The organism is Streptosporangium sandarakinum, from assembly GCF_050942225.1.
Taxonomy (GTDB): domain Bacteria; phylum Actinomycetota; class Actinomycetes; order Streptosporangiales; family Streptosporangiaceae; genus Streptosporangium; species Streptosporangium nondiastaticum.
The window spans coordinates 63,000-89,229 of sequence record NZ_CP192034.1; the positions used below are offsets into that span (position 1 = coordinate 63,000).

Consider the following 26,230-nt stretch of genomic DNA (forward strand, 5'->3'; position numbering starts at 1 on the left):
CCGGGGCGGGGCCGGGCGGCCACGTCCCGGCCCCGCGTTTTCCCGGCCGATCCGTTTGGCCTCGTCAACCTGGGTATGGCCACTGATCTGGAACAAGGCACCGAGGAGGCGGCGATGACCAGGTTCGGATACTTCCTCTCCTGCGAGGAACACGACCCCAAGGAACTGGTACGGCAGGCGAAGCTGGCCGAGCGGGCCGGTTTCGAGGGGCTGTGGATCTCCGACCACTACCATCCCTGGCTGGACGCGCAGGGGCAGAGCCCGTTCGTGTGGTCGGTCATCGGCGCCATCGCCGAGGCGACCTCGCTGCCGATCACCACGGCCGTCACCTGCCCGCTGGTCCGCATCCACCCGGCGATCATCGCCCAGGCCGCCGCCACCAGCGCAGTGCTCACCGACGGCCGGTTCCGGCTCGGCGTCGGCACCGGCGAGGCGCTGAACGAGCACATCATCGAGTCCCGCTGGCCCCCGGCCTCCGAGCGGCTGGAGATGCTGGAGGAGGCGGTCGAGCTCATGCGGGAGCTGTGGTCGGGCAAGCTGGTCACCCACCGCGGTCTCCACTACGACGTCGACAACGCCCGCCTGTACACGCTGCCCGACAGCCCGCCGCCCGTCTACGTCTCCGGCTTCGGCGAGAAGTCGGTGGAGCTGGCCGGGCGGATCGGCGACGGGTACATCTGCACCGGCCCCGCGGCCGAGCTGGTGGAGCAGTTCCACAAGGCCGGAGGCGAGGGCAAGCCCACCCAGGGCGGCCTGAAGGTCTGCTACGCCACCGACGAGGCCGAGGCCCGCAAGACCGTGCACCGGCTCTGGCCGACCCAGGGCATCCAGGGGGAGGCGTCCCAGATCCTGCCGCTGCCGCGGCACTTCGAGCAGCTCGCGGAGATGGTCACCGAGGAGCAGGCCACCGCCTCCACGCCCTGCGGTCCCGACCCCGAGAAGCACATCCAGTCGATCAAGGAGTACGTGGACGCGGGCTTCGACGAGGTCTACATCAGCCAGATCGGCCCCGAGCAGGACGCCTTCTTCGACTTCTACGCCCGCGAGGTGCTGCCCCGGGTGCGCTGAGGCCGGCATGCCCCCGGCCGGCCCGCCGGGGGCACGCGCATCGCACCCTTACGTTCCGGCGCGCGTACACGGCGTAGTCGTCCCGACGTGACTTTTGGGAGCGGCGGGGTAAGGGGAGCCGATGAACAGTCGAGCAATTTCATTGGCATTGATGTCATTAGTTGCGATTTTGACCGGTTGTTCCTCAGCCGAACGGGAAACCGCCGAACAGGCGGCCACCCGTTTCTACGGCGCGGTGCACGACCGCCAGGGAGAGCAGGCGTGCTCGCTGCTGGCCCCCTCGGCGGCCGAGGGGCTGAACACCGGCGGCCAGAGGTGCGCCAACGCCATCCTCGACCTCGAACTGCCCGGCGGGCAGCCGGTGGACACCGCGGTCTGGGGCGACGAGGCGCAGGTACGGCTGTCGCGGGACACCGTCTTCCTGCACAGGTTCCCCCAGGGCTGGCTGGTGCGCGGCGCGGGCTGCACGGCCCAAGGCGAGCTCCCCTACCGGTGCGAGGTGACGACCTGACATGCGCGTCATGTTCACCGTCACTTTGGTCCTGATCGGTGCCGGCCTGGCCTATTTCCTCGTCATCGGCCTTCTGCAGCGTTAGGGAGGGCTCCGTGAAGAACTTCATCAAGAACAACGCCCTGAGCCTGTTCTTCCTCGCCGCGTTCCTGCTGTCCCTGGTGGGGCAGTCGTTCGCCGGGAACGCCGACGCCAACCAGCAGCGACTCGCCGAGGGCGGCGCGCCGCTGTCGTGGGTGTCCTACGTGACCTCCTCCGACTTCACCGCCGACGTCGCGGAGAACTGGCAGTCGGAGTATCTCCAGTTCCTGCTGTTCATCCTCGCGACGGTCTGGCTGGTGCAGCGCGGCTCCACCGAGTCGAAGAAGCCGGGCGAGGAGGGCGGCGAGAGCGACGCCGAGCAGAAGACGGGCCGGTACGCCGAGTCCGACAGCCCCGCCTGGGCCGCCGCGGCCGGGTGGCGGCGGTCACTGTACGGCAACTCCCTCGGCCTGGTGATGGGCGCCGTCTTCTTGCTGTCATGGCTCGGCCAGTCGGTGTCGGGCCAGGCCAGCTACAACACCCAGCAGCTCGCACAGCTGGAGGACCCGGTGAGCTGGGGCGAGTACGTCGTCTCGGCCGACTTCTGGAACCGCACGCTGCAGAACTGGCAGTCGGAGTTCCTCGCCGTGCTGTCGATGGTCGTGCTCTCCGTCTACCTGCGCCAGCGCGGGTCGACGCAGTCCAAGCCCGTCGGGGCCGCCCACGGCACGACCGGCGTCGAGGGGTGAAGCCGCCCGAGGAGGACACCTCCTCGGGCGACACCGAGCCTTCACACGCCGAGCCTTCACACGCCGGGCCTTCACACACCGGACCTTCACACACCGGACCTTCACACACCGGACCCTCATGCGCCGGGCTTCACGACGAAACCCCCATGCACCGGGCTTTCACACACAGGGCTTCACCTGTCGGGCCTTTCACGCACCGAACCGGCGCCGGAGAGGTCGTCAGACCTCCAGGCATCTTTCCCCTGCCACGATCTTCGCCCCCATGTTGCGCTCCATCATCCGCAGCGCGGCGTCCGCCAGGTCGGCGTGGATGCCGGCCACGCAGTCACGCGGGATCCTGATCGAGAAGTGCCGCACATAGGCGTCGAGCGCGCTGTAGAGGACGCACTGCTCGGTGACCTGGCCGGCCAGCACCAGGGTCTCGACCTCCTCCCGGTGCAGCAGATACTCCAGGGAGGTGCCGTAGAACGCGCTGTGGCGCACCTTCTGCAGGAAGGGCGCCTCCTTCGGGGGCAGCACCGGCTCGACCAGGTCGGGCCGCCGGCCCGAGAGCGCCCGCCCCGCGAGGTCATCCCGGGTCACGGAGAAGTCCCCGTAGTTGTCGTTGACGTACACCAGCTCGATGTCGTCGTGTTCGTGCGCCCGGCGCATCAGATCGGCCAGGGGTTCGACGATCCCGGCGACGTTCTCGGCGAGCGGTTCCGCATCCTGATGGTCGTAGGGGTTCAGCATGTCCACCACGACCAGCGCAATCTTTCCCATGCATCGCTTCTCTCCCTTTCCGTCCCGTTCATTCGGCCCCGGTTTCGCCGGCGGGCTCCCGGGTAGCCGCAGAGGCTCCGGAGCACAGAAAGGAGCGAGATGAAGACCGCACGCGAGATCATGACGCCGAGCGCCGAGTGCGTGAGGGTCGACGAGACCGTGCTCGATGCCGCGGGCAAGATGGCTCGCCTCGACGTGGGCTCCCTGCCGATCTGCGGCACGGACGACCGGCTCAAGGGCATGCTGACCGACCGCGACATCGTGGTGAAGGTGCTGGCCCAGGGCAAGGACCCGAGGTCCTGCCAGGCCGGTGAGTTCGCCCAGGGCGAGGCGGTCACCATCGGCGCCGACGACGACGCCAGGGAGATCCTCGGCACGATGGCCAAGCACAAGGTCCGCCGCCTTCCGGTGATCGACGGACACAAGCTGGTCGGGATGGTCGCCCTGGCCGACGTGGCGCGGGCGCTGCCCGACGCGCCGGTGGGTGACCTGATGGACGCGGTCACCTCCGACTGACCCGCTGCCGGCGCCCCGGATCCTGCGTCTCCGGGGCGCCGGGTTCTTCACCGCCCGGGCCCGCCGCCTGGGCTTTTTCATGCCCTTGCGGGATCGCCGCGCCCGCCGTACGGCGGGGCGCGCGATTCCCGAACGGTCGAACATTCTCCACAAATGTCACTCTGCGTAGCGATTCATTACATAATGGAGCGTACGCTCGTGGACATGGTCGTATCGATACGGCGGTGCATGCGGCGCGGAGGAATCCTCCGCGCCCTGTATCTGACCGTGCTCGGTGCCACCGTGCTGCTGCACCTCGTGCTGTGCTCCCACGCCCACTCGGCCCACGCCCACTCGGGCCATCATCATCGTCACGGGGTCCGGGCCGCCCTTTCCGGAGAGATGTGCCCCGGAGGGGCCCGGAGCGCGACCGCCGGGTCCCGGCCCGCCGCCGAATCCCTCCCCGTACCCACCACCGGCTCTCGGACCGCATCCGGCTCCCGGACCACTGGCTCCCCGAACGCCACCGGCCCCCGGACCGCCACCGCCTCCCGGACCGTGTCCGGCTTCCACGCGATCACCCGCTCTCGCGCCGTGTCCGGCGCGACGGCGTACTGCGGCGGCACCCCGTGCCCCCTGCGGCCTCTGCTGCCCGCGGGCGAGGACCACACGCTGTGCGGGGCGGCGGCCGGACCGTCGATCACCACCCTCCGTGTCCTGCTCCCCGTCGGCCGCGCCGTCTGCGACGCCGCGGTCGCCGAGGTGGCCGCCGAGGCCCCGGCCGTTCCTGCGGCGCGGCGCTCCTCCCGTCCGGTCCGCCCGCTTCCCGGGGCGGCCCTGCTCCTGCTCAAGTCTGTTTCCCGGGTGTAGCCGGTCCGTCGGCGCGCCCCGTCGCCCGTGCCGTCGGCGCGGGCCGTACCTCCGGCGTGCCCTGAGGCGGATCACCGGATCACCGGATCACCGGATCACGTTCAAGGGAAACGGACCATGACCTACACACTCAACTCACCAGACATCTCACTGCTCCCGACCGGCCGACTGGTCACCGGGAACACCTGCCACGCTCCGGAGCACGTCGTCGGGAACACCCCGGTCCTGTGGATTCCGGAGATCGTCACCGGCCGGGGCCGCGGCTTCTGGGCGAAGCTGGAGGGCGGCAACCCCGGGGGCATCAAGGACCGGCCCGCCCTGCACATCGTGGATCGGGCGCGCCGGTCGGGCCTGCTGCGACCGGGAGCGCCCATCGTGGAGTCCACCAGCGGGACCTTCGGCCTGGGGCTGGCGTTGGCCGGCATCGTCCACGGACACCCGGTGACGCTGGTGACCGACCCGGGGATGGAGCCGCTGATGCGGCACCTGCTCGCGGCCTACGGAGCCCGGGTCGTCGTCGTCACCGAGCCGCACCCGGTGGGCGGCTGGCAGCGGGCGCGACAGGACCGGGTGCGCGAACTGCTGGCGGGGCACCCGGACGCCTACTGCCCGGACCAGTACGGTAACCCCGACAACGTCACCGCCTACGCGGGTCTGGCCACCGAGCTCGCCGGTCAGCTCGGCCGGATCGACGTCCTGGTGTGCAGCGTCGGGACCGGCGGCCACAGCGCGGGTGTCACCCGGATGCTCCGCCGCTTCTACCCCGACCTGCGGCTCGTCGGCGTCGACTCGACGGGATCGACGATCTTCGGCCAGCCGGCCCGCCCCCGGCTGATGCGCGGCCTGGGCAGCAGCATCCACCCGCGCAACGTGGCCTATGAGCTGTTCGACGAGGTGCACTGGGTGGCGCCGGCCGAGGCGGTGTGGGCGTGCCGCCGCCTGGCGGCCCTGCGCTACGCCACCGGCGGCTGGAGCGTCGGGGCGGTGGCCCTGGTGGCGTCATGGCTGGCCCGCACGATGCCCGGACACACACGGACGGCGGCGGTCTTCCCCGACGGGCCGCACCGCTACTTCGACACCGTGTTCAGCGACGACTACTGCGCGGCCCACGACCTCCTCGGTGCGCCACCGGCCGCCGACCCGGAGGAGATCGGTCACCCCGCGGAGCGCGAGCCGGTCCGCTGGACGCGGTGCACGACCGTGGTCGATCCCCTCGCGGACGCGCCGCCCGGAACCCCGCCCGGTACGGCGGGCACGGACCCGCCCGGCCCGGCGGACGCCGTCACGGACGACCCCGGCCCGGCGGGCGCCGTCACGGACGTCCCCGGTACGGCGGGCGCCGTCCGGGAGGATCGGTGACCGGCGCCGCCGAGGGGAGGCTGATGGCGGGCACCCCGGCGCTCATCCGGTCCTTCGACCGGCCGGTGCGGCTGCTGCTGGTCAACCAGCTCACCATCAACACCGGCTTCTACATGCTCATGCCGTACCTCGCGGGCCATCTGTCCGGGACGCTGGCGCTGCCCGCCGCGCTGGTCGGGCTCATCCTCGGCGTCCGCAACCTGAGCCAGCAGGGGTTGTTCCTGGTCGGCGGGACGCTCGCCGACCGGCTCGGCTGCAAGCCGGTGATCGTGGCGGGGTGCGGGGTGCGGGCCGTGGCGTTCCTGATGCTGGGGGTGGCTGGCTCGGTCCCCGCGCTGGTGGCGGCCTCGGCGCTCACCGGGTTCGCCGGGGCGCTGTTCAACCCGGCGGTGCGGGCCTATCTCGCCAGGGAGGCCGGTGAGCGCAAGGTCGAGGCGTTCGCCGCCTTCAACGCCTTCGGCCAGCTCGGCATCCTGATCGGGCCGCTGGTCGGGCTGCTGCTCAACGGGGTGACGTTCACCCTGGTCTGCCTCACCGCCGGGGTGATGTTCGCCGCCCTCACGGTCGCCCAGGTGCGGGCGCTGCCGCCGGGCACGGGAGCCGGTCCAGCCGGTCCAACCGGTTCAGGCGTTCCGGGGGCGGCCGGCGCCCCCGGAACGGCGGCCGGCGGGCGGGCGGTCTGGCGGGAGGTGGCCGCCGACCGGTCCCTGCTGCGGTTCTCGCTGGCCATGGCAGGCTCCTACGCGCTGAACTTCCAGATCTACCTCGGTCTGCCGCTGGAGGTCCGGCGGGTGACGGCCGGCGAGTTCGGGGTCACGCTCGTCTTCGTGGTCTCCGGCGTCATGACCGTCATCGGGCAGGCCCGGGTGACGGCGTGGGCGGGTCGGCGCTGGGGGCCGTCCCGGGCCATCGTCCGGGGGCTCGTCCTGATGGGCCTGGCCTTCGTCCCGCTCGCGGTGGCCGCGCCGCTGACGGCCACCGCCACCGCTCCGCCGCCCGCCGCCGCCCAGGTCCTCCTGCTCCTGCCCGTGCTGGGCGCGGCGGTGCTGCTCAGCCTGGCCACGATGATCATTTACCCCTTCGAGATGACGACCGTCGTCGCCCTCGGTCCCGAGCACTCGGTGGGCACCCGCTACGGGCTCTACAGCACCCTGGCGGGCCTCGGCGTCGCCGCGGGCAACCTGCTGTCGGGGTGGGCGCTGGACCTGGGCAGGTCGGTGGGCCTGCCCAGCCTGCCGTGGCTCGGCCTGGCGGCGGTCGGCGCCGGATGCGCGGCGGCCGTGCGCGCCCTGGACCGGTCCGGGCGGCTGGCGGAGCACTCCGTGGTCTCCCCGGAAGCGGTTTCCCCGGAAGCGGTCTCCCCGGAAGGGACCTCCCCGGACCCGCCCTCTCCGGACGTGGCTTCCCCGGGCCCGCCGTCTCCCGGCACGGCCCCACCGGATGCCGCCCCGGCGGCCCCGGGGCGGCATCCGCCCGTTTCGCCGGCGCGGGCGTCCGGAGCCCGTCTCAGGGACGTCGCCGCCGGGCGAGGTCGTGCAGGGCGGTGGCCAGGAGGTCGACGTCGTCACGCGAGGTGAAGAGCGCCGGCGTCACCCGGACGCAGTCACCCCGGACGGGCCCGCCCCGGCGCACGGTGAAGATCCGGTACCGGTTGTACAGGTCATTGGTGATCGCGACGTTCTCGGCCTCCGAGGTACGGCCGGCGAACCGGAAGGCGGTGATCGCGCCGTACATCGCCGGGTCCTCCGGGGTCAGGATCTCCATGCCCGGGATGTCGCGCACCCGGTGGACCCAGCGGTCGCGCAGGAAGCGCAGCCGCGCCTGCTTGGTCGCGGCGCCCAGGGCGTCGTGGAAGTCCAGGGCCGCGTCCACCGAGAGCACGGCGGCGGCGTCCAGGGTGCCGGAGTGGACGCGCGAACGGATGTCGCCGGCCGGATAGGTCTCGTCGGCGAACGCGAGGTCGATGTCGGCCAGGCGCTCCCTCCGGATGTGCAGGAAGCCCGTGCCCAGCGGCGCCCCCATCCATTTGTGCAGGGAGAACACGGTGAAGTCCGACCCGAGGTCGCCGAGGGTGAAGTCGAGCTGGCCCCACGAGTGCGCCGCGTCGACGATCACGTCGGCGCCGCGGGCGCGCGCCATCTCGACGATCTCCCTGACCGGCGTCACCAGCCCGGTGCGGTTGTTCATGTGGCTGAGCAGGAGAAGCCGTACCCGCGGGTGGTCGCGCAGCGCCGTGGCGTAGGCGTCCAGCACGGCCGACCGGGTCGCCGGCTCGGGGATCGCCAGCCGTTCGACCGTGACGCCGCGCCGGTCGCGCAGCCAGTTCATCGCGTACCGGGCGCTGTGGTAGTCGAGGTCGGCGTACATCACCGCGTCGCCCGGCCGCAGCCGGTTGTAGCCGCCGATCAGGTTCTGCAGGGCCTCGGTGCCGCCGCGGGTGAGGGCGATCTCCTCGGCGGAGACGCCGAGGAGGGCGGCGACGCGTCGCCTGATCCGGTCGGCCCGCTCCTTGTAGTCCGTGCGCAGCAGGTGGGAGTTCTGCTCGTTGAGCAGGTCCACGTTGCGGTGGTAGGCCAGGCGCACCGGCTCGGGCATGATCCCGTAGTAGCCGTTCTCCAGGTTCACGAAGTCCGGGCTGACGCGGTACCGCCGCGCGACGTCCCCCCAGAAGCGTTCGTCCCCGGCCGTCCGGTCCGGGGCGCGGCCGGCGGGGAGGCCGGGGAGCGAGGCGGCCGGTCCCCGGGCGGCGGGCGGCTCCGGACCCCGCGGGGCCGCCGCGGCGAGGGAGGCGGTCAGCGCGCCCAACCCGGTGATCATCTCGCGTCTGGACACAGTCATCGAAATCCCCCGTACCGCATCAGCGGGCGACCGCGGCGCGCGCCGGCCGGCCGTCCTGAAGCGGAACCGGCGGGCCGGGCGGATCACTCCGGGCGGGGCCGCGGCGGCACCCTGGTCGACGCTTCCAGTGTGCGGCGGACCGGCGCCGTCACGCCGTCACCGCCGGTGCCCGGCGTGGCGCGGGCATCGGCGGTGACGGCGGAGGACGGCCTTGGCGGCGGAGGACGGTTTACTTGAAACCGCGAAGCCGCAGGCTGTTGGTGACCACGAACACCGACGAGAACGCCATGGCGGCTCCGGCGATCATCGGGTTGAGCAGCCCCATGGCCGCCAGCGGCAGGGCCGCCACGTTGTAGGCGAAGGCCCAGAACAGGTTGCCCTTGATCGTGGCGAGCGTCCGGCGGGCCAGGCGGATCGCGTCGGCGGCCACCCGCAGGTCGCCGCGGACCAGCGTGAGGTCGGACGCCTCGATGGCCGCGTCGGTGCCGGTGCCCATCGCCAGCCCCAGGTCGGCCTGGGCGAGCGCGGCGGCGTCGTTGACCCCGTCGCCGACCATCGCCACCGACCGCCCCTCGCCCTGGAGCCGCTTGACCACGTCCACCTTGTCGGCGGGCAGCACCTCGGCGATGACCTCGTCGATGCCCACCTCGGCCGCGACCGTCCTGGCGACGGCCTCGTTGTCACCGGTGAGCAGCACCGGGGTCAGGCCGAGGGCGCGCAGCCTCCGGATCGCCTCGGCGGAGGTCGGCTTGACCACGTCGGCGACCACGAGGACCGCCCGTGCTCTGCCGTCCCAGCCGACCGCGACCGCCGTACGGCCCGCGGCCTGCGCCTCCTCCAGGGCCCGCTCCAGGTCGGCGGGCAGGTGCTGCGACCACTCGGCCAGCAGCCGGGGGCGGCCGACGAGGACGGCGTGCCCGTCGACGACACCCTGGACGCCGAGCCCTTCGACGTTGGCGAAGTCCTCGGGAGTGGGCAGCTCGCCCACCCGTTCGGCGGCCCCCCGGGCCACGGCCTGGGCGATGGGGTGCTCGGAGGCGTGCTCCAGCGCCCCGGCCAGGCGCAGGACCTCGGCGTCGTCCTCGCCCTCGGCGGTGACGACGTCCACCAGGGTCATCCTGCCCTCGGTGACCGTGCCGGTCTTGTCGAGCACGACGGTGTCGATGCCGCGGGTGGACTCCAGGACCTCCGGCCCCTTGATCAGGATGCCGAGCTGGGCGCCCCGGCCGGTGCCGACCAGCAGCGCGGTCGGGGTGGCCAGGCCCAGGGCGCAGGGGCAGGCGATGATCAGTACGGCCACCGCCGCGGTGAACGCGGCGCCCGCGCCGTCGCCCGTGCCGAGCCAGAAGCCGAGCGTCCCGAGGGCCAGGGCGATCACGATCGGCACGAAGACCCCGGAGATCCGGTCGGCCAGGCGCTGGACCTGCGCCTTGCCGGTCTGGGCCTCCTCCACCAGCTTGGCCATCTGGGCGAGGCGGGTGTCGGAGCCGACCCGCGTGGCGCGGACGACCAGGCGGCCTCCGGCGTTGACGGTCGCGCCGGTCACCGCGTCGCCGGGCCGTACCTCGACCGGGACCGACTCGCCGGTCAGCATGGAGGCGTCCACCGCCGAGGAGCCCTCCTCGACCACGCCGTCGGTGGCGATCTTCTCGCCGGGCCGCACCACGAACCGGTCGCCCACCGCCAGGCGGTCGGCGGGGACGCGGACCTCGACGCCGTCGCGCAGCACGGAGACGTCTTTCGCGCCGAGTTCCAGCAGGGCGCGCAGCGCGGCGCCGGCGCGGCGCTTGGAACGGGCCTCGAAGTAACGGCCGGCGAGGATGAACGCCGTCACCCCGGCCGCGGCCTCAAGGTAGATGTTGCCCGTGCCGTCGGTGCGCTCGATGGTGAGCGCGAACGGGTGGGTCATGCCGGGCGTGCCGGCCGTACCGAAGAACAATGCCCACAGCGACCAGCCGAGCGCGGCGATCGTGCCGAGCGACACCAGGGTGTCCATGGTGGCGGCGCCGTGGCGCAGGTTGGTCCAGGCGGCGCGGTGGAACGGCCAGCCGCTGTAGACCACGACCGGGGCGGCCAGGGTCAGCGACAGCCACTGCCAGTTCGTGAACTGCAACGCCGGGATCATCGCCATCGCGATCACCGGGACGGCCAGGACGACGGAGGTGATCAGCCTGGCCCGCAGCGGGGCCAGTTCGTCGGTCTCCTCACGGGGTCCGTCCTCCCCGGCGCCCTCGGCGCGGGGCGGCGGGGGCAGCTCGGCGCTGTATCCGGCCTTCTCCACCTCCGCGACCAGATCGCGGGGGTCGAGGTCGGCGGGGAAGACGACCTTGGCCTTCTCGGTGGCGTAGTTGACGGTCGCCGTGACGCCGTCGAGCTTGTTCAGCTTGCGCTCGATCCGGTTGGCGCACGACGCGCAGGTCATGCCGCCGATCGAGAGCTCGACCGCGCCGGTGGCCGGCGGCCGGTCATCCGTGATGGAGGACATCACCTCTCCTTTCCGCGTCATGTCCTGGTCAGTGTGAGTGGTCTTCGGCGTGGTCCGGGCCGTTTTCCGGCGGCTCGGGTGTGCCGTTCTCCGGCGGCTCGGGCGTGCCGGGCGGGCCAGCCGGAGCCGCGGCCGGCTCCTCGGACGGCGACCCCTCCGGCGCCGGGGCGTCCCCGGCGCGGACGGTGAAGTCCGCCGTGCGCACCTTGCCCCCGTGTTGGAAGTCTAGGAACAGCCGGTAGGTGCCCCGGCTGGGCACCTCGGCGTAGAAGGTGACGTCCGGGCCGGACGGCGTCCTGCCGTCACCGGGCTCCCCGTCGGGGTGGACGTGCAGGTAGGCGAGGTCGCCGTCGCGCAGCGCCACGAGGTGGCCGTAGGCGCCGAGGTACGGCTGCAGGTCGGTGACCGGCCGGCCGTCCTTGCTCACCTTCAGCGTGACCTTGCTGGAGCGTCCGGGCGCCAGGTCGCCGTCGAGGGTGACGGTGTACCCGTCCACCTCCGCCGTACGGCGCGGCTCCAGCGGCCCGGCCGGCTTGTAGTCGCCGCCCGCGCGCAGGTCGGCGCCGAGCGTCAGCGGCCGGCCGCCCTCGGGGGCGAAGTCGGCGAACGCGCGGTACGCGCCCGCCTCCGGCAGCGTCAGCCGTACCGACCAGACGCCGTTCCCGGCCTCCTCGGGGTGCAGGTGCCGGAACACGCCGAGGTCCCGCGAGACCACGATGAAGTGCAGTTTCTTCTCGTGCTGCGTCTGGTAGGCGGTGACCGGGCGGCCGTCCGGGCCGGTCACGGTGAACCGGAGGTCGGTCTCCTCGCCGGGGGTGAACGCGGTGGTCTCGGGGGTGAGGGTGTAGCCGTCCTGGGAGATCTGCAGCCCCGCCGGGGCGGACGCCGGAGCGTCCGTCCCGGCGTCGCCGTGGCCCCCGTGCCCGGCGTCCGGCTGCCCGGTGGGCGCGGCGTGCGCCGGGTGGGCGGCGCCGGTCGTGGACGGCGTGGCCGCCGGGCCCACGGCCCTGCCCGCGCCCAGCGCGCCGCCGAAGACCACGGCGAGCCCGAGGGCGTAGGCCCCGATCCGGGCCGGGGTGTTCACGACGTGGCCGTCACTTCGTAGCCGGCCTCCTTGACGGCGGCGGCGATCGCGGCCGCGTCGACCGGGGCGTCGCTGGTGACGGTCATCGCGCCGGTGGCGAGGTCGACGTCGACGCCGGTGACACCGGGAACCTGGCCGACCTCCTCGCTGACCGAGCTGACGCAGTGGCCGCAGGTCATGCCGTTGACGGTGTAGGTGGCGGTGGTCATATCCGGCCTCTTTCCTCGTTGTTTTTACCCCTGGGGGGTATCCGTACATGGACAACATACCCCTCCCCCGTTCTATTCCTCAACTCCGGCATCTGATGCGGGCGGCCCCGGGCCCGGCCACGGCGGCCGCGGAAAATGGGCGCGACATCGCCGCCGGGGAGCGGGAGGATGGTGCTCCCGTACATTCGCGAACCGGCGTGCGGCCCGGTGCGTCACGCGGCCGTGAGAAGGAGACCCCCGGTGCACAGCTTCAGGCGCGACCTCGCGTTGCTCCGGGACAGGCGCTTCACCCTGCTGTTCGCGGCCCGGACCATCTCGGTGCTCGGCAGCTCGTTCGCCCCGGTGGCCCTGGCCTTCGGCGTCCTCGGGCTTCCCGGGGCCACGCCCAGGACGCTCTCGACGGTGCTGACCGCCGAGTCGCTGCCCATGGTGGTCTTCATGCTCGTGGGCGGGGTGATCGCCGACCGGTTCCCCCGGCACCGGGTGATGATGGCCGGTGACGGGCTCAACGCGGTGGCGTTCTTCTCCCTCGCCGCGATGATGCTCACGGGGTGGACCCCGGTTCCGGTCCTGGCGGCGGCCGCGGCGCTCAGCGGGATGGCGATGGCCGTCCTCTTCCCCGCCCTGACCGGCATCATCCCCGAGGTCGTCCCCGCCGACCGGCTGCAGACCGCCAACGCCCTGCTGGGGCTGGGCGCCAACAGCTCCCGCGTCGCCGGGCTCGTGCTGAGCGGCGCCACGGTGGTCCTGATCGGCGGCGGCTGGGCGCTGGCCGTCAGCGGCGCCATGTTCACCGTGGCGGCCCTGCTCGTCGCCGCGCTGCGCCTCACCCCCGCCGAACGCGCCGCCGGGGAACGGCACTCCGTCCTCGCCGACCTGCGCGGCGGCTGGCGCGAGTTCGTCTCCCGGCAGTGGTTGTGGGTCGTGGTGGCGCAGTTCTCGGTGCTGGTGATGGCGGCGCAGGCCGCGCACGGGGTGCTCGGCCCGCTGGTGGCCAAGGAGAGCCTCGGCGGAGCCGCGGCCTGGTCCGCGGTGCTGACGGGCGAGGCGGTCGGCATGATCCTCGGCGTCTTCCTGGCGTTGCGGCTGCGCCCCCGCCGTCCCATCCTGCTCGGTACCGTCCTCACGGTGCCGACGGGGCTCCCCTACCTCCTGCTCGGCGTCGGAGCCCCGCTGTGGGCGGTCGTCGCCGGAGCCGTGGTGATGGGCATCTGCTTCGACCTCTTCGGCGTGCTGTGGAACACCACGATGCAGCGGGAGATCCCGCCCGCCTCCCTGTCGCGGGTCAGCTCCTACGACGCCCTGGGCTCGCTGATGTTCGGCCCGCTCGGCCTGCTGCTGGCCGGCCCGGTGGCGATCGCCACCGGGCCCCGGCCCGCTCTGGTGGGATGCGCCGGGCTCATCCTCGTGGTGTCCCTCGCCGCGCTGCTCTCCCCCGGTGTCCGGGGCCTGCGGGCCCCGGACACCGCCGCGGAGGACCGGGAGCCGGCGGGGGACGCGGAGCCCGGCTCGCCGGTGAAGGCCGGGCGGCCCGGCACGCCCGCCGGAGGCCCCGGGCCCGCCGCGGACGACCTGGAACCCACCGGGTGACGGGGCCCGGCCACCGTCCGCCGTACGGCCCGCCCGCGGGCGGCCTGCCGGGTGGGGAGGCCGCCCGCCGTACGGTCCGTCAGTAGCCGAGGGCGCGGTCGGTGAAGCGCTTGGCCAGGAAGGGCGTCTTGAACTTCGGGTAGGCGACCGTCTTCGGGTCGCCGTCGGAGGTGTACCGCTCGTCGGCGTGCGCCTTCAGCCAGTCGAGCCAGGCGGTGGAGCAGAACTTCGCGCAGTCGCCCTTCTTGTCCATCGACCGGATCCGCGGGATGCCGAGCGGGTCGAACTTCTTGCTGAACGGAGACTCCGCCGGGGTGTACCCGGCGAGGAACACCCCGCCGAAGTCGTAGCCGGCGTTCCCCGACCCGCCCTTCAGGCCCCACTCCTTGGTGCTCGGCTGGTTGCCGTACGGCAGGGCCAGCGTGACCGGCTTGAAGTTGATCAGCTTGCTGACCAGCTCCTGACCGGCGCCGATCTCCGCCGTCACCTGCTCCTTGGACTTGCCGTGCAGGTTCTTGTGGTCCCGCGTGTGGTTGCCGATGTCGTAGCCCCTGTCGTGCAGCCAGAGCAGGATCTGGGCGGCCTCCTCCGGGAGGTTCTCCTTCCCGAACAGGTCGCGGATCACGTAGAACGTCGCCACGGAACGGAACCCGGGGTTCTTCTTGGCGACCTCCTCCAGGATGCCGACGGCGGTGTTCGGCATGGGGTTCCCCGTGCCGTCCAGGGTGACCTGGGAGGGGGAGGAGTCGTCGAAGGTGAGCACGACCGGGTGTTTGCCGGCCGGGATGTCGATGTGCCCGGTGACGTACTCGGCCGCGGTGACCGGGACGTAGCCCTCCCGGGCGAGCCGCTCCAGCTCGGTGCGGAACTGCTGGGGAGTGCGGTCGTCCTGGGTCGTGGGTTTGTCCACCACGCGGTGGTACATCAGGACCGGTATCTGGCCGAGCTCGTTGGCGTGGGCCCCCGCGGCCTTCGCCAGCTTGGCCTGGAGAGTCGCCTGCTGGGCGGCGGCGGCCGATTTGGCCGCGGCCGGCTTCGCGGCTCCGGCGTTCGTGTCGTGTGAGTCGTTCTGCCCGGACGCGCATCCGGCCAGCAACGAGCCCACCGCCGCGGCGACCATACCGGTCCTGACCACCTTGAGACGGTTCATTGAATCCCCCCAGCGCACTGATCAAGTGCCTGTTATCCCCCGCTGACCTGCGGATGGATCTCCACGTGGAGCAAAGGATTCATACCCGCGGGACAGAAATCGCAGGCAGTGACGATGGTCAAGGATTGAGGGCGCCGGGACGAGGATGACCTACGAAACCAAGGGGGCGATAGCCGTATTTCCGGACAGGAGTCCCGAAAGGGATGGATGGTACGGCGGCGCGGGCTCAGTTCCGGAAAGACACGGCGGGATCAGTCCGCGGCGCCCTTGAGGGCGGAGCGGTCGATGAGCGACATCCCGGGTAGGGCCCGCATGCCCAGCCGCGCGTAGTAGGGCTGGAGCCGCTCCTCGCAGAGGAGATCGACCGAGTAGAAGCCCTCGGCGCCGGCCAGGACCCTGCGCATCAGCTCGGTGCCGATCCCCCGGCCCTGGTACTCCGGCAGGACCTCCAGCCACGGGATGTAGGCCGTCAGGACACCGTCGCTGATCATGTTGACGAAACCGACGACGCGGCCGGTCTCCTCGTCGATCGCGACGACCGCGCGGTGGCTTCCCCGCAGGACGGCCAGGTGCTGCTCGGGCGAGGCCGGCGTCGGCCACCCGACGAAGAAGCCGGTGAGCCGGTCGGCCTCGACCGTGTCGACGTCGTCGGTGTAGCGGATCACGATCACTCCTCGCGGTGGGGCGCCGGCATCGGCCGATCATGCCGGATCCGCAGAAGATATCCACCGGGATTCCGGTCGTCGACCGGATTTCCGGACAGCCGGATCATGGGCGGCCGGATCATCGGGCGGCCACCGGTCCGTCCGGTGCGGGCGCGCGGTGGGCAGGTGGGGCGCGGTAGGTGTTCTGGGCGCTCAGCGGGCGCTCAGCGGGCGGGCTCGGAGTCCAGGCGCATCCGGAGGCGGACCCGGGAGCCCTCGTCCGCCTGGTCGATGGTGAGCTCGTCGCAGAGTTGGCTCATCAGCCACAGCCCGAACCCGCGCACCGTGTCCGTGGGCCGCTCGGGCGGGACGTGCTTGGCCGCCAGGTCCCCCGAGCTGTCGGTGATCTCCACGGTGACGCAGGTGGCGTTGTGCCAGATGCTCAGCGTGCCCTCTCCTCCACCGTGCTCCAGGACGTTGATGACCGCCTCGTTGGCGGCGAGGAGCAGGTCGTCCAGCCGGTCGCCGTGCATGCCCGCCAGGGTCGCGTGCCGGAGCAGACGCTCGCGCAGGGCGGTGAGGTCGTCATCGATCGGCCAGTGCTGACCGCGGTCGCCGGTCACGACACCCCCCTGAGCTTCGCGCTGCCCGGCAACCACCGGGGCGAGCCGACCCGCTCCGGAACCGGATGTTGCCGATGACTTGTCGATGCCGGGCATCTGCCCGCTCCAGGCCGACTTACGACGGCTCGGGCGGACGGAATATCCCTCGGGTCGCCGTCCGCCGGGAACCGGCCCGGTCACGCCGGATCCTCGTTCCGCCGCAGGAACCCGACGGCCTCCTCGACCGTGGGATGCACGGCGAAGGCGTTGGTGAGCCCGGTCAGGTGGAAGATCCGTCGTATCCGGGGATGCGGGTCGGCGATGGCGAGGTTGCCCCCGCGGTCCTGGACGAGCTTGCGGATGGCCAGGAAGACCCGGATGCCGGTGGAGTCGCAGAACGACAGCCCGGCGAGGTCGATGACGAGGTGCTGCCGGTCGGAGCCGATGGACCCCAGGAGGTCGTGGCGGAACCGCTCGGCGTTGGTGTAGTCGAGCTCGCCCGACACGGCCAGGAGGGACACCCCCTCCGCCGGACCGCCGGACGCCGCCACGGCGTCGTCGGGCACGGTGCTGACGTGGACGGCAGTGCTCACGGGCGACCTCCGCAGGCGGCCGAAGGGGAAGGGGGCGGGAGCGGAGCCGTCACCCGGACGGCGCGAACGCGAACCGGCGGGCGCCTGCCGGACCCCGGGGCCCGGCGTACCGGGACCGAGATGATCCGCTGGACGCCGACATCGTTCACCCGCAATCTCGATTCCTCTCGCGAGGCCGCTGACCACGTCGCGGCCCCCCGCCGCGTGGCCGGGCCGACCCTGATCGCTCTAGCCTATTCAATCCCCAGAATTCACGATTGGTACCCCTTTGCCGATCGACTGACCGGTGTCCCCGGCGGATCACCCCGGGCCCTCCGGAACGCATACCTTGTTCCCATCGGGAATGAATGCCGCTTCGGGAACGAACGCCGCGGAGAACCGGCCGGCCCAGCGCCGCCGTCCGGCGGCCGGAGAAGGGAGAACCCATGCAGGTCGACGTCAGGCTTCTGCCCGGTGGAGGCTCCTATACGGCGGAGGTCGGCGGCGAGCGGGTGGGGCGGCTGGACCTCAGCCGGCGCGACGGCGCCATCGCCTACACCCACACCGAGGTCGACCCCCGTTTCGAGGGCAGGGGCGTGGGCGGCGCGCTCGTCCGGGTGGCGCTGGACGACGCCCGGTCCGAGGGCGCGAAGGTCGTCCCGCTCTGCTCGTTCGTCAGCGCCTGGATCCGGAAGCACCCCGAGTACGCCGATCTGGTGAAGGACGCCTGACCGGCTCTCTCCCCGGGCCCGCGTCCGGGAGGGGGCCGCACCCGGACCCGGGCACGCGGTGCCCACCCGGTCCGCCAGCATGGGTGCATGCTGCATCATGTCGAACTCTGGGTGCCCGACCTCGACCGCGCGGTGCGGTCGTGGGGGTGGCTGCTCGGGGAGCTGGGATATCAGCCCTTCCAGGAGTGGGAGGCGGGCCGGAGCTGGATCCTGGACGGCACCTACGTCGTCGTCGAGCGGTCGCCCGCCCTCACCTCGTCCACGCACGATCGATGCCGACCGGGTCTGAACCATTTGGCCTTCGGCGTAACCGGACAGGCGCGGGTGGATGAGCTGGTCAGCGCGTCGGCCGAGCACGGGTGGACACTGATGTTCCCTGATCGCCACCCCTACGCGGGCGGAACCGGCCATTACGCAGGTTATCTTGAGAACGAGGACGGCTTCGAGGTCGAACTCGTCGCGGTTCGCGAGCGTTGAGCGCGGCCGTACGGCATGGTTATCAGGAATCACCTGGTTGATGTGGGTTTGCCACGTGGGCTTACCGTGTGAACCAGATCAGGGTCCGATCCCTTGCTAGGCTGCAGGGAACCGTTTGAACCGGGCGTTGTCTCACCCCGGCAGGTGAGACCGTCGAGAAGTGGGGTCACACCGTGAAGAAGCTGCTCGTTCTGGTGCTTGTCGCCGTTGGGGGACTGCTGGTCTGGCGCAAGGTGCAGGCTGATCGCGCCGAGCTCGACCTGTGGACCGAGGCCACCGGCGGCGAGAACTGATCAACGCGGCTACCGATTTGGGTGCTTTCATGATCCCTGCTCGCGATGGGGAAGCAATGCCCATCAGGCTCGCCTGTCTGGATCTGGCAGGCACCACGATCGGTGATATCGCCATGGTTGAGCGGGCGTTCGCCGACGCGATCGCCACTCAGGGCATCGTTCCCGGGACCGGTGCGTACGCGCGTGCCATGGTGCACGTGCACCGGTCCCGGGGATGCCCGACCATCGAGGTCTTCCGCGGCATCTTCCCCGACAACGAGGCCCAGGCGCAGGCGGCCAACCTCACCTTCGAGCGCTCCTACCAGGGCGCCATCGGCCGCGCGGGCCTGGTCCCGGCGCCCGGTGTCATGGAGGCGCTGGACGATCTCCGCGACGCCGGCGTCAAGGTGTGTCTCACCACCGGCTTCAGCCGGGCGATGCTGGGAGGCGTCCTGGAGGCGCTGAGCTGGTCCGGCAAGGTGGACCTCGCCCTGAGCCCGGAGGACACCGGGCGAGGCCGTCCCATGCCCGACATGGTCCTCGCCGCGGTCCTGCGCCTCGGCATCGAGGACGTCCGGCAGGTGGCGGTGGCCGGTGACTCCGAGAGCGACATGATCTGCGGCCGCCGCGCGGGCGCCTCGGTGGTCGCCGGCGTCCTGACCGGGGTCCACAGCAGGGAACGCCTCCTCAAGGGCGGCGCCACCCACCTCGTCGGCTCCGTCGCCGACCTCCCCGCCCTGCTCCTCGGCGGCAGGCCGCTCCAGCCCACCGCCGCCTCCGCCGCTCTCTGACCGTTCGGAAGGTACGGCGGAGCTCTGCCGTACGGCCCCGCCGCGGGACCATCGCCGAGTGGCGCCGAAGCGGGTCCTGTTGCTACGGTGTACGACTGGAAGCGAGCCGTGTCCCGGATGAACCCCGGCGACCCCGACGGCTCACCGGGGGCCTTAGCTCAGTTGGCAGAGCGCCTGCTTTGCAAGCAGGATGTCAGGAGTTCGAATCTCCTAGGCTCCACCACTCTCTCGACACGAAGAAGCCCAGGTCAGGCGCGGTCGCCTCACCTGGGCTTCGATCTTCATCCGGCCTCGTCCGGTTCCCGTGCCCGTTGAGTGCCCGAGTGCTTCCCGAGTGCCTCGCGGGCGAGGTCACCAGGGTCAGGGAAAGCGTTGCGCGAGCGGCTTGGGGCCGTTCCCGCACGCGGCACGCGAGTTCGGGCCGCCGCTATGGCTCGTCGAGCTCCGCGTCCTGTCTTCGAGCCTCGCGTTCCGCCCACTCCCGCCGCTGAGCCGCACGCTCGGCCGTCACGCGCTCATGTAACGTCGGTTCTCTTCGACGCTCGTGCCGAATCGCCAATCGCACCGCCCAGTAGACGATGACGAACAAAAGCGCGGCAGAAATCATCCAGCTCACGAGCACGATGAGGCCTTCTGCCATCGAAAGTCCTTTATCAGTTTCCCGAACCAGGATGGCAAGCATGCCCGATCAGCCATTCAGCGTCTACTGCTTCAGCCGTACTCAGTGATCTTCAGTTCGGCAGGGGAGGGCTCTGCCGCACCCGGTGGAACTCGACGCTGACGAAGTGACCGTCGGTGAAGCCGAGGCGTACGCCGTCGCAGTGCGCGAACGGCGTTCCCCACGTGTCGTGCGAAGCATCCGGCAAACACGCCACCAACGCCAGTTCGATCGCCCCTCCGTGTCCGACCAACAGCGCCGACCCGCCCTCCGCGACGCCGTTCACCGTTTCCGCCCAGATCGCGCGGTGGGTCTCGGCCACGGCCGCCGCGGTGCGGCCTTTTCGGATGATGTCCGCGATCTGCAGGTATGGCTCGGTCCAGTCCCACTGAGCATGCCGAGGGATCTCTTCGGATACGTAGCCTGGCGGCATCTCCACGGTGTCGTCGACGGCGAAACCCATCGCCACGGCGGTCTCGATCGCCCGAGGGGACGAACTGGTGACGACGCGCTCGTAGGGGCCGACTCCGGAACCGATGAAACGGGCCAGGGCGATCCCGTCAGCCGACAGATGGGACCCTCGACCACGCATCGCGCCCTTCTTGGTCAGGCTGTGCCGGCGCACGTCCAGCCAACGCATGGACATCCTCCTCCACAAGACATTGTGGTGGTCAGATGAAAAACCTATACGACCACCGCGATCATCGACTGTTGTGCTGACAAACGAAGATCATGCGGTGGCCGCAGGCGATAATGTGGCGGCCTCGCGCCGGAAAGCGTCGCGCGAGCGGCTCGGGGCCGTTCCCGCACGCGGCACGCGAATTCGGGCCGTCGCTATGGTTCGTCGAGCTCCGCGTCCTGTCTTCGAGCCTCGCGTTCCACCCACTCCAACCGCTGAGCCGTACGCTCGGCCGTCACACGCTCATGCGTGGACGTACGGTCCCAACCGTTCGGAGTCGGAGGGACCGAGGCCCGGAGCGAGGAGTCATGTGACCTCGCCGCGGGCGCGTAGGGTCGCCACACCGTCGCCTTCGAGCTCGTTCCAGTAGCCGGAGCGTCCGGTCATCGCCATGATCAGCGCCAGTGTGGGGCCGGTCACGAGTGCGCCGGAGCCGGTCGTGAAGGGACCGTCGGTGGCGACGAGACGCAGGCCGCGGATTCGGCCCTTGGCGAGGACGACCAGGTCGGAGCGCCGGTAGTGGTCGGCCACCCGGGTGAGCGTCCCGATCGGATAGTCGCGCCGGATGCCCAATGGCCGTCGAATGTCCTCTCCGTGCACGACCGTCTCGCCCAGCATCGCCATGACGGGCAGGGGCGGCTTGGTCGTGCTGGTCACGATGCGGCGGAACCCGGCGAGCGTCTCGGCCGGGGTCGCGCCCAACTGCTCGGCCAGTCGCATGGCCACCTGTGCGTCGAAGTCGAAGCGGCAGCGGATGACGCCGGTCATCCACCGTACCGGTGTGAGGCTCGCCCCTGAGGTGATGTGCGCCAGCACCTCGCGCACCGTCAGCCCGGTGCACAGGGACGGTGTGGTCCATCGCTCGCCGGTCAGATCCGCGAGGTCGGCCGCCAGGGCCGCCCGCTCGGTGTGGACCAGGGACCAGATATCGGTCTTGTGGTGTGCCGTCGGCTCGAATGCGGAGTCGGTCATGGTCAGTGGCTCACCAGACCGACATGGTTGCCGTCGGGGTCGGCGAACACCGCGATCCGTCCCAGGGGGGTCGGTGCCGGTTCCATGACGCGGCTGCCGCCCAGGCTTTCCGCGCTCGCCAGCGCGGCCTCGACGTCGTCGACCGTGAAGTAGACCACGAGCCCGGTGTACGGGCTGCCGGGACCGGCCTGGCCGATACCGCCTGCCGGACGGCCGCCGTCACCGTCGATGAGTGTGTAGGTCTCGTCGATGACGTTCACCGTCCAGCCGAACAGCTCCTGGTAGAAGCGCCGTGCCTGCGAAGCGTCGGGAGTGGAGATGTCGAACCATCCGGGCGTGGGATGAGATCCGGTCGAAGTCATTGCAGTCCTCCTTCACATGGGCCGGTATGCGCCCTCGCCTGGTAGGACTGCCGCGGTAGGGCACAATCGTCGCTCATGGGGGAAAATTCGTCCGGGCTCCAGGCGGATCCGGCGATGCGGCGTGTTCAGGACGCTGACCTGGCCCGGGCTCGCGCGGGGGATGACGTCGCTTTCGCCCGCCTGGTAGGACCGCTACGCCAGGAGTTGCATGGTCATTGCTACCGCATGCTGGGATCGAGTCACGACGCCGACGATGCCCTGCAGGATGCCCTGCTGCGCGCGTGGCGGGGGCTCGCGCGGTTCGAGGGACGTGGCTCGTTGCGTTCGTGGCTCTACACCGTGGCCACCCGTACCTGCCTGGACCTGGCCGACTCCCGCGGCAAGCGGGCGTTGCCCGTCGACCTCGGCCCATCCAGTGAACGCGCCGTGCTTGACGCCGTCCCGCTGACCGAGGTCGCCTGGCTGGGCCCCTACCCAGACCAGGGCCTCGCCGACGGCCGGGCCGTCCCTGAGGCGCGTTACGAGCAGCGCGAGTCCGTCGAACTCGCCTTCGTCGCCGCCCTGCAGCACCTGCCGGGCAACCAGCGGGCCGCGCTGCTGCTGTTCGACGTTCTCGGGTTCTCCGCCGCCGAGATCGCCTCCATGATGGGCACCTCGACCACGTCGGTGAACTCCGCCCTGGCGCGAGCCCGCAGGCTCGTGACAGAGAAGATCCCCTCCATGAGTCAGCAGCAGGCGCTGCGGAAAATCGGCGACACCAAGGTCCAGCGGCTCGTGGCCGCGTTCGCGGCGGCACTGGAACGTGGCGACATCGACGCTCTGGTGCCGCTGCTGACCGAGGACGTCACCTGGTCCATGCCACCTCTGGCGACCTGGTACCAGGGACTGGCGGCCGTCACGGACTTCGCCGTGCAGGTCCCCATGACCAGATGCCCAAGCTGGCGGTCTCTTCGGACCAGCGCCAACGGCCAGCCCGCCGTGGCGTTCTACATCGGTGGCGACGCCACCGGATCGCACGCCGCCTGGTCGATCACCGTGCTCGCGTTCCGCGACGCGCGAATCTGCCAGATCGTCTCGTTCCTTGCTCCCGACCAATTCCCGGCCTTCGCGTTGCCTGCCTCGCTGCGCTGATCCCGAGAGCCGCAGGGCGTTGGCCGGGGTCCGTATCGGCCGCACACCGCCGTCTCTCCGCCGTAGGCGCGCCCGCGGTGTCTCAGTGCCTCGCCAACCACCGGCCCGCCGCCGCCCAGGCGCCACGAGCGACTCCGGGGGCGTTTCCCTGCTCCCGCTCACGTCGGTCACGTTCCGCATTCGCCTGGCGCAGCGCCAGGAAGGCCAGGCCCACGGCGGTGAGCATGGTGAGCACCGACAGGGTTGACCCCACCGGCAACGACAGGGGTATGAGCGCCCCTGCCAGCGCGCTCATGACCGATGGGATGAAAAAGAGGAACGTCCGCCGGCGCATGATCCAAGTGTGCATCCTGTGAGGCGGATGGCGGCGGCGCGGAGCGCTCCGAAGCAGGCGTCCTTATGCGCCCATCCATCGTGGTCGGGTGACCGGAACCACCGTGAGCAGGTGATCCAGCCCTTTGAAGTCCTTGGGGTTGCAGGTGTAGAGCGGGAGACGGTTGGCGATGGCCACGCAGGCGATCATCAGGTCCGCTGTCCGAGGACGAGGCTTGCGGCCTGAGGCGATGACGGCCGTCCACAGCTGGCCGTACTCGCGGGCGGCGGTGTCATCGAAGGGAAGGGGATCGAACTCGGCCTCGGCCGCCTGAAGGATCTTCATCCGCTGAGCGAGTTCCTGCGGTCCGGATGCCACCAGCACACCTACCGACAACTCCGCGGTGGTGATGGCGCTGATCAGCATCTCGTCCGGTAGTTCGTCCGGATCGATCTCGGCACGCAGGATGAGGATGTTGGTGTCGAGCAGTCCTTGGGCGTGGCTCATTCCCCGTCTCCGGTGAAATCGCCTCTGCCGTAGGCGCGATCGTACGGATCGTACGGATCGTCGTCGACGTGACGATCCATGTCCTCGCGGTACTTCCGGTCGTCGAGGCGCGGCATGCCCCGGGACATGGCTGCGAACTCCGCTCTTGAGACGGCCCGGCGCCGCCGGCGGATGGGCACGAGGTCGCCGATGTGATGACCGTTGCGGGTGACGGCGTACCGCTCTCCGCGCTCCAGGCCGTCCATGATCTCGGCTGACCGGTTGCGCAGGTCACGCTGGGAGATCTGATGAGTGTGGTCGGGCTGAGGAGTGCTCATCCGTCAACCGTACAACGGTGTGCCACATGGTGCTATGTAGTAGCACCATGTGGAGGGCCGTTCTGGGTCGGGCCCTGAGAGAACGCGTTCCCTGCGATGGTGACCGTTCGGAGACGCGACCGCGTTAGATTCAGGGCACGGCGCGCGAATCCACCGAATCCTGGGCAGATCACAGCCTGTACGAAACCTGCGCTCCACCGCCCTCCCGGCACGAAGAAGCCCAGGTCAGGCATTGCCGCCTCACCTGGGCTTCGACCTTCGTCTCGTTTCGCGCTCCTTTCACCGGCCGGGCTCGCGGCTTTTCGTTCTCTGGCCGTACGGACTCCTTTCGTTACTTGACCGCACGGATGCCGACGATGGCGGGGTTGGTACGGAAGTCGTCCCAGAACGTGTCGCCGGGGTCGGCGGGCAGCACGGGGGGGACGATCTCCACCGAGCGGAATCCCGCGTCGCGCAGGGCGGTGACCACCGGCTCCTCCTCCCAGAAGCAGGCCTGGAACGAGATGGGCGGGTTCACGTGCGCGGTGACCGTCAGCTCCTTTCCACCGGGGAAGTCCGCGTCGGGCCGGTGGGTCAGGCCGTACTTGGTGGCCAGGGGCCCGTCCCAGTCGAAGTTCGGGTTCATCTCCAGGCCGGTGTACACGCCTCCGGGGGCGAGGTTGTCGTGGATGGTGCGGGCCATGGCGGCGAGGTCGGACCGGTCACGGGCGTAGCACAGCAGCCACACCGCGTTGACCAGGTCGAACCTGCCGACGACCCCGAGCGTCCGGGCGTCGTGGACCTTGTAGGCGATACCGAGTGGTTCGCGGGCCTCGGTGTGCTCGGCGACGGCGACCATCTCCTCGGAGATGTCCACCCCGAGCACCGAGGCCGCGCCGGCGCGGGCGATGATCCTGCTGTACCAGCCGGTTCCGCAGGCCAGGTCCAGTACGGACCTGCCCGCCACCGCGCCGGTCAGCGCCTCGACCGTGGCCCGTTCGGGGCCCCTGGCCAGGGGCATCTCCCGCTTGAGCCGCTCGTAGGACCGGCCGATCTCGTCGTACTGGGTCCGCATCAGGCGGCCCTGCGGGTGGCGGAGGTCACTCGCTCGCGGACGGCGGCGACGACGTCGTCCCTGGCGTAGCTCTGGGCGTTGTAGAGGGAACGGAGGGGATCGCGGATCTTGCGCCTGCCGTGCATGAGCCTGCTGTTGTCGACCAGCGCGACATCGCCCGCGTGCCAGTCGATCTCTTCGGTCTCCAGTTCGGTCGCCTCGATGATCTGGCGCATCAGCATGGCGTCCAGCGGACGGCCGTCCTCGAACTCGATCACCGGGGGCTCGTAGTTGACCGACGGGGTGAGGATGCTGTTGGTGAACGCGATGTCGCCGCCGAACAGCGTGGTGTGCGCGGCGTAGGTGAAGTACTTGTAGTGGACGGAGCCGTCGGGGCGCAGCCGGTACTTGACGTCGACGCCGTCGTCGGTCACCGCGAGCAGGTCGTCGAAGACGACCTCGTCGGCGGTCTTGGCGCCGTCGAGCAGGCGGACGACGAGGTTCTTCCACTTGTCCTCGGGCATCGGCCTGGCGAAGGTGATCCGGGTGGACAGGAACAGCTCCTGGGTACGCGCCGGCAGCCGGTCCCACACGTGCAGCCCGTCGCAGATGGTGGTCTGCGAGCCGACCTTGGCCGGGGTCTCGCAGTAGAACCACACCAGGTCCGGCACCCACGGCGTGGCGCCGTTCTCCACGTGCAGGCCCTGCGGCACCAGGCCCGCCTCGATCTTCTGCGCGACGTTGCCGCCGGCGAACTTGCGCGCCGGGTCCAGGGTGATCCGCGAGGAGACGCTCTGGATGAGCGTGGAGAAGGTGGCCGGGTCGGTGTCGAAACCGCGCAGGAGGACGTAGCCGTGCTCGGCGAGCGCGGTCATCAGCTCGACGCGGTCGACGGTGTCGAGTCCGGCGCGGTCGGCGGCGGTGACGACCAGGCCCTTGCCGTCGGTGTGGTCGGTGGTGGTGAAGTTGCCCAGCATT

At 70.9% G+C, this 26,230-nt stretch carries 30 protein-coding genes and 1 tRNA gene; 14 read left to right on the forward strand and 17 right to left on the reverse strand.

From position 1 onward, the window contains the following. Positions 1-114 precede the first annotated feature (114 nt). The 3 genes from ACQP10_RS00265 to ACQP10_RS00275 all read left to right on the forward strand — a co-directional run bounded on the left by ACQP10_RS00265 (position 115) and on the right by ACQP10_RS00275 (position 2,349). Positions 115-1,068: an LLM class F420-dependent oxidoreductase gene (locus ACQP10_RS00265; RefSeq protein WP_346018268.1), complete on the forward strand. Its 954-nt coding sequence runs from the start codon at positions 115-117 to the stop codon at positions 1,066-1,068. A gap of 235 nt (positions 1,069-1,303) precedes the next feature. Beyond that, a complete protein-coding gene (locus tag ACQP10_RS00270) occupies positions 1,304-1,579 on the forward strand; it encodes a hypothetical protein (protein ID WP_433540640.1) in 276 nt (91 codons plus the stop codon). 95 nt (positions 1,580-1,674) lie between these two features. Further along, positions 1,675-2,349, forward strand: a complete 675-nt coding sequence (locus ACQP10_RS00275; protein WP_389992663.1) for a DUF6766 family protein — start codon at positions 1,675-1,677, stop codon at positions 2,347-2,349. Positions 2,350-2,568: 219 nt separating this feature from the next. Here the strand turns inward: ACQP10_RS00275 and ACQP10_RS00280 are convergent, their stop codons facing one another. Continuing rightward, complete coding sequence (locus ACQP10_RS00280; RefSeq protein WP_346018265.1) at positions 2,569-3,111, reverse strand: cysteine hydrolase family protein; 543 nt, start codon at positions 3,109-3,111, stop codon at positions 2,569-2,571. A gap of 99 nt (positions 3,112-3,210) precedes the next feature. Between ACQP10_RS00280 and ACQP10_RS00285 the strand changes: the two genes are divergently transcribed. From ACQP10_RS00285 to ACQP10_RS00300, 4 genes are all read left to right on the forward strand, one after another. Then, the gene (locus ACQP10_RS00285; protein WP_346018264.1) at positions 3,211-3,627 is read left to right on the forward strand and encodes a CBS domain-containing protein; all 417 of its coding nucleotides are present in this window, start codon (positions 3,211-3,213) and stop codon (positions 3,625-3,627) included. Positions 3,628-3,831: 204 nt separating this feature from the next. After that, positions 3,832-4,476, forward strand: coding sequence for a hypothetical protein (locus ACQP10_RS00290; protein WP_433540641.1), 645 nt, complete (start codon positions 3,832-3,834; stop codon positions 4,474-4,476). Between the two features lie 117 nt (positions 4,477-4,593). After that, positions 4,594-5,835, forward strand: a complete 1,242-nt coding sequence (locus tag ACQP10_RS00295; protein ID WP_433540642.1) for a PLP-dependent cysteine synthase family protein — start codon at positions 4,594-4,596, stop codon at positions 5,833-5,835. Further along, positions 5,832-7,412, forward strand: a complete 1,581-nt coding sequence (locus tag ACQP10_RS00300) for an MDR family MFS transporter (protein ID WP_433540643.1) — start codon at positions 5,832-5,834, stop codon at positions 7,410-7,412. The genes ACQP10_RS00295 and ACQP10_RS00300 overlap by 4 nt, the downstream gene beginning before the upstream one ends. Here ACQP10_RS00300 and ACQP10_RS00305 read toward each other — a convergent pair. From ACQP10_RS00305 to ACQP10_RS00320, 4 genes are all read right to left on the reverse strand, one after another. Further along, a complete protein-coding gene (locus ACQP10_RS00305; protein WP_433540644.1) occupies positions 7,342-8,673 on the reverse strand; it encodes an aminotransferase class V-fold PLP-dependent enzyme in 1,332 nt (443 codons plus the stop codon). The two genes, ACQP10_RS00300 and ACQP10_RS00305, sit on opposite strands and share 71 nt — an antisense overlap. A 229-nt stretch (positions 8,674-8,902) precedes the next feature. After that, complete coding sequence (locus ACQP10_RS00310; RefSeq protein ID WP_389992648.1) at positions 8,903-11,158, reverse strand: heavy metal translocating P-type ATPase; 2,256 nt, start codon at positions 11,156-11,158, stop codon at positions 8,903-8,905. A gap of 28 nt (positions 11,159-11,186) precedes the next feature. After that, a complete protein-coding gene (locus tag ACQP10_RS00315) occupies positions 11,187-12,242 on the reverse strand; it encodes a hypothetical protein (protein WP_389992645.1) in 1,056 nt (351 codons plus the stop codon). Next, the gene (locus tag ACQP10_RS00320; protein ID WP_346018257.1) at positions 12,239-12,451 is read right to left on the reverse strand and encodes a heavy-metal-associated domain-containing protein; all 213 of its coding nucleotides are present in this window, start codon (positions 12,449-12,451) and stop codon (positions 12,239-12,241) included. The genes ACQP10_RS00315 and ACQP10_RS00320 overlap by 4 nt, the downstream gene beginning before the upstream one ends. 240 nt (positions 12,452-12,691) lie before the next feature. Between ACQP10_RS00320 and ACQP10_RS00325 the strand changes: the two genes are divergently transcribed. Further along, positions 12,692-14,041: an MFS transporter gene (locus ACQP10_RS00325; protein WP_399498673.1), complete on the forward strand. Its 1,350-nt coding sequence runs from the start codon at positions 12,692-12,694 to the stop codon at positions 14,039-14,041. A gap of 79 nt (positions 14,042-14,120) precedes the next feature. Here ACQP10_RS00325 and ACQP10_RS00330 read toward each other — a convergent pair whose 3' ends face one another. The 4 genes from ACQP10_RS00330 to ACQP10_RS00345 form a co-directional block, all read right to left on the reverse strand. Further along, entirely contained in the window at positions 14,121-15,191 is a 1,071-nt protein-coding gene (locus tag ACQP10_RS00330) for a polysaccharide deacetylase family protein (RefSeq protein ID WP_346018255.1), read from the reverse strand. Between the two features lie 251 nt (positions 15,192-15,442). Continuing rightward, complete coding sequence (locus ACQP10_RS00335; protein ID WP_433540645.1) at positions 15,443-15,856, reverse strand: GNAT family N-acetyltransferase; 414 nt, start codon at positions 15,854-15,856, stop codon at positions 15,443-15,445. 203 nt (positions 15,857-16,059) lie between these two features. Further along, positions 16,060-16,458 (reverse strand): ATP-binding protein, encoded by a 399-nt coding sequence (locus ACQP10_RS00340; protein ID WP_346018253.1) that lies wholly within the window; start codon positions 16,456-16,458, stop codon positions 16,060-16,062. A 176-nt stretch (positions 16,459-16,634) separates the two neighbouring features. After that, positions 16,635-17,030 (reverse strand): STAS domain-containing protein, encoded by a 396-nt coding sequence (locus ACQP10_RS00345; RefSeq protein ID WP_346018252.1) that lies wholly within the window; start codon positions 17,028-17,030, stop codon positions 16,635-16,637. Positions 17,031-17,455: 425 nt separating this feature from the next. Between ACQP10_RS00345 and ACQP10_RS00350 the strand changes: the two genes are divergently transcribed. From ACQP10_RS00350 to ACQP10_RS00370, 5 genes are all read left to right on the forward strand, one after another. After that, positions 17,456-17,740: a GNAT family N-acetyltransferase gene (locus ACQP10_RS00350; protein ID WP_346018251.1), complete on the forward strand. Its 285-nt coding sequence runs from the start codon at positions 17,456-17,458 to the stop codon at positions 17,738-17,740. Between the two features lie 87 nt (positions 17,741-17,827). Beyond that, positions 17,828-18,217: a VOC family protein gene (locus ACQP10_RS00355; RefSeq protein ID WP_399498675.1), complete on the forward strand. Its 390-nt coding sequence runs from the start codon at positions 17,828-17,830 to the stop codon at positions 18,215-18,217. A gap of 173 nt (positions 18,218-18,390) precedes the next feature. Then, a complete protein-coding gene (locus ACQP10_RS00360) occupies positions 18,391-18,510 on the forward strand; it encodes a DLW-39 family protein (RefSeq protein ID WP_229811953.1) in 120 nt (39 codons plus the stop codon). Positions 18,511-18,566: 56 nt separating this feature from the next. Further along, positions 18,567-19,280, forward strand: coding sequence for an HAD family hydrolase (locus ACQP10_RS00365; RefSeq protein WP_346018249.1), 714 nt, complete (start codon positions 18,567-18,569; stop codon positions 19,278-19,280). Positions 19,281-19,427: 147 nt separating this feature from the next. Next, positions 19,428-19,503: transfer RNA gene (locus tag ACQP10_RS00370), tRNA-Ala, on the forward strand. Between the two features lie 204 nt (positions 19,504-19,707). Here ACQP10_RS00370 and ACQP10_RS00375 read toward each other — a convergent pair. The 4 genes from ACQP10_RS00375 to ACQP10_RS00390 all read right to left on the reverse strand — a co-directional run bounded on the left by ACQP10_RS00375 (position 19,708) and on the right by ACQP10_RS00390 (position 21,951). Beyond that, positions 19,708-19,962: a hypothetical protein gene (locus ACQP10_RS00375; RefSeq protein ID WP_346018248.1), complete on the reverse strand. Its 255-nt coding sequence runs from the start codon at positions 19,960-19,962 to the stop codon at positions 19,708-19,710. 49 nt (positions 19,963-20,011) lie between these two features. Beyond that, positions 20,012-20,578: a histidine phosphatase family protein gene (locus tag ACQP10_RS00380; protein ID WP_346018247.1), complete on the reverse strand. Its 567-nt coding sequence runs from the start codon at positions 20,576-20,578 to the stop codon at positions 20,012-20,014. 345 nt (positions 20,579-20,923) lie between these two features. After that, positions 20,924-21,589, reverse strand: coding sequence for a maleylpyruvate isomerase family mycothiol-dependent enzyme (locus ACQP10_RS00385; RefSeq protein WP_389992628.1), 666 nt, complete (start codon positions 21,587-21,589; stop codon positions 20,924-20,926). Between the two features lie 2 nt (positions 21,590-21,591). After that, the gene (locus tag ACQP10_RS00390; protein WP_346018245.1) at positions 21,592-21,951 is read right to left on the reverse strand and encodes a VOC family protein; all 360 of its coding nucleotides are present in this window, start codon (positions 21,949-21,951) and stop codon (positions 21,592-21,594) included. 114 nt (positions 21,952-22,065) lie between these two features. Here ACQP10_RS00390 and ACQP10_RS00395 point away from each other — a divergent pair, with 114 nt between their 5' ends. Next, positions 22,066-23,082: a sigma-70 family RNA polymerase sigma factor gene (locus ACQP10_RS00395; RefSeq protein WP_399499136.1), complete on the forward strand. Its 1,017-nt coding sequence runs from the start codon at positions 22,066-22,068 to the stop codon at positions 23,080-23,082. Positions 23,083-23,479: 397 nt separating this feature from the next. On the opposite strand, the gene ACQP10_RS00400 is transcribed toward ACQP10_RS00395, so the two are convergent. From ACQP10_RS00400 to ACQP10_RS00415, 4 genes are all read right to left on the reverse strand, one after another. Next, positions 23,480-23,902 (reverse strand): type II toxin-antitoxin system VapC family toxin, encoded by a 423-nt coding sequence (locus ACQP10_RS00400; protein ID WP_346018243.1) that lies wholly within the window; start codon positions 23,900-23,902, stop codon positions 23,480-23,482. Beyond that, a complete protein-coding gene (locus ACQP10_RS00405) occupies positions 23,899-24,219 on the reverse strand; it encodes a type II toxin-antitoxin system Phd/YefM family antitoxin (RefSeq protein ID WP_399498720.1) in 321 nt (106 codons plus the stop codon). The genes ACQP10_RS00400 and ACQP10_RS00405 overlap by 4 nt, the downstream gene beginning before the upstream one ends. Positions 24,220-24,550: 331 nt before the next feature. After that, positions 24,551-25,273, reverse strand: coding sequence for a class I SAM-dependent methyltransferase (locus ACQP10_RS00410; RefSeq protein ID WP_362753654.1), 723 nt, complete (start codon positions 25,271-25,273; stop codon positions 24,551-24,553). Beyond that, positions 25,273-26,229 (reverse strand): TauD/TfdA family dioxygenase, encoded by a 957-nt coding sequence (locus ACQP10_RS00415; protein ID WP_346018240.1) that lies wholly within the window; start codon positions 26,227-26,229, stop codon positions 25,273-25,275. Before ACQP10_RS00415 ends, ACQP10_RS00410 begins: the two co-directional genes overlap by 1 nt. Position 26,230: the final 1 nt, after the last annotated feature.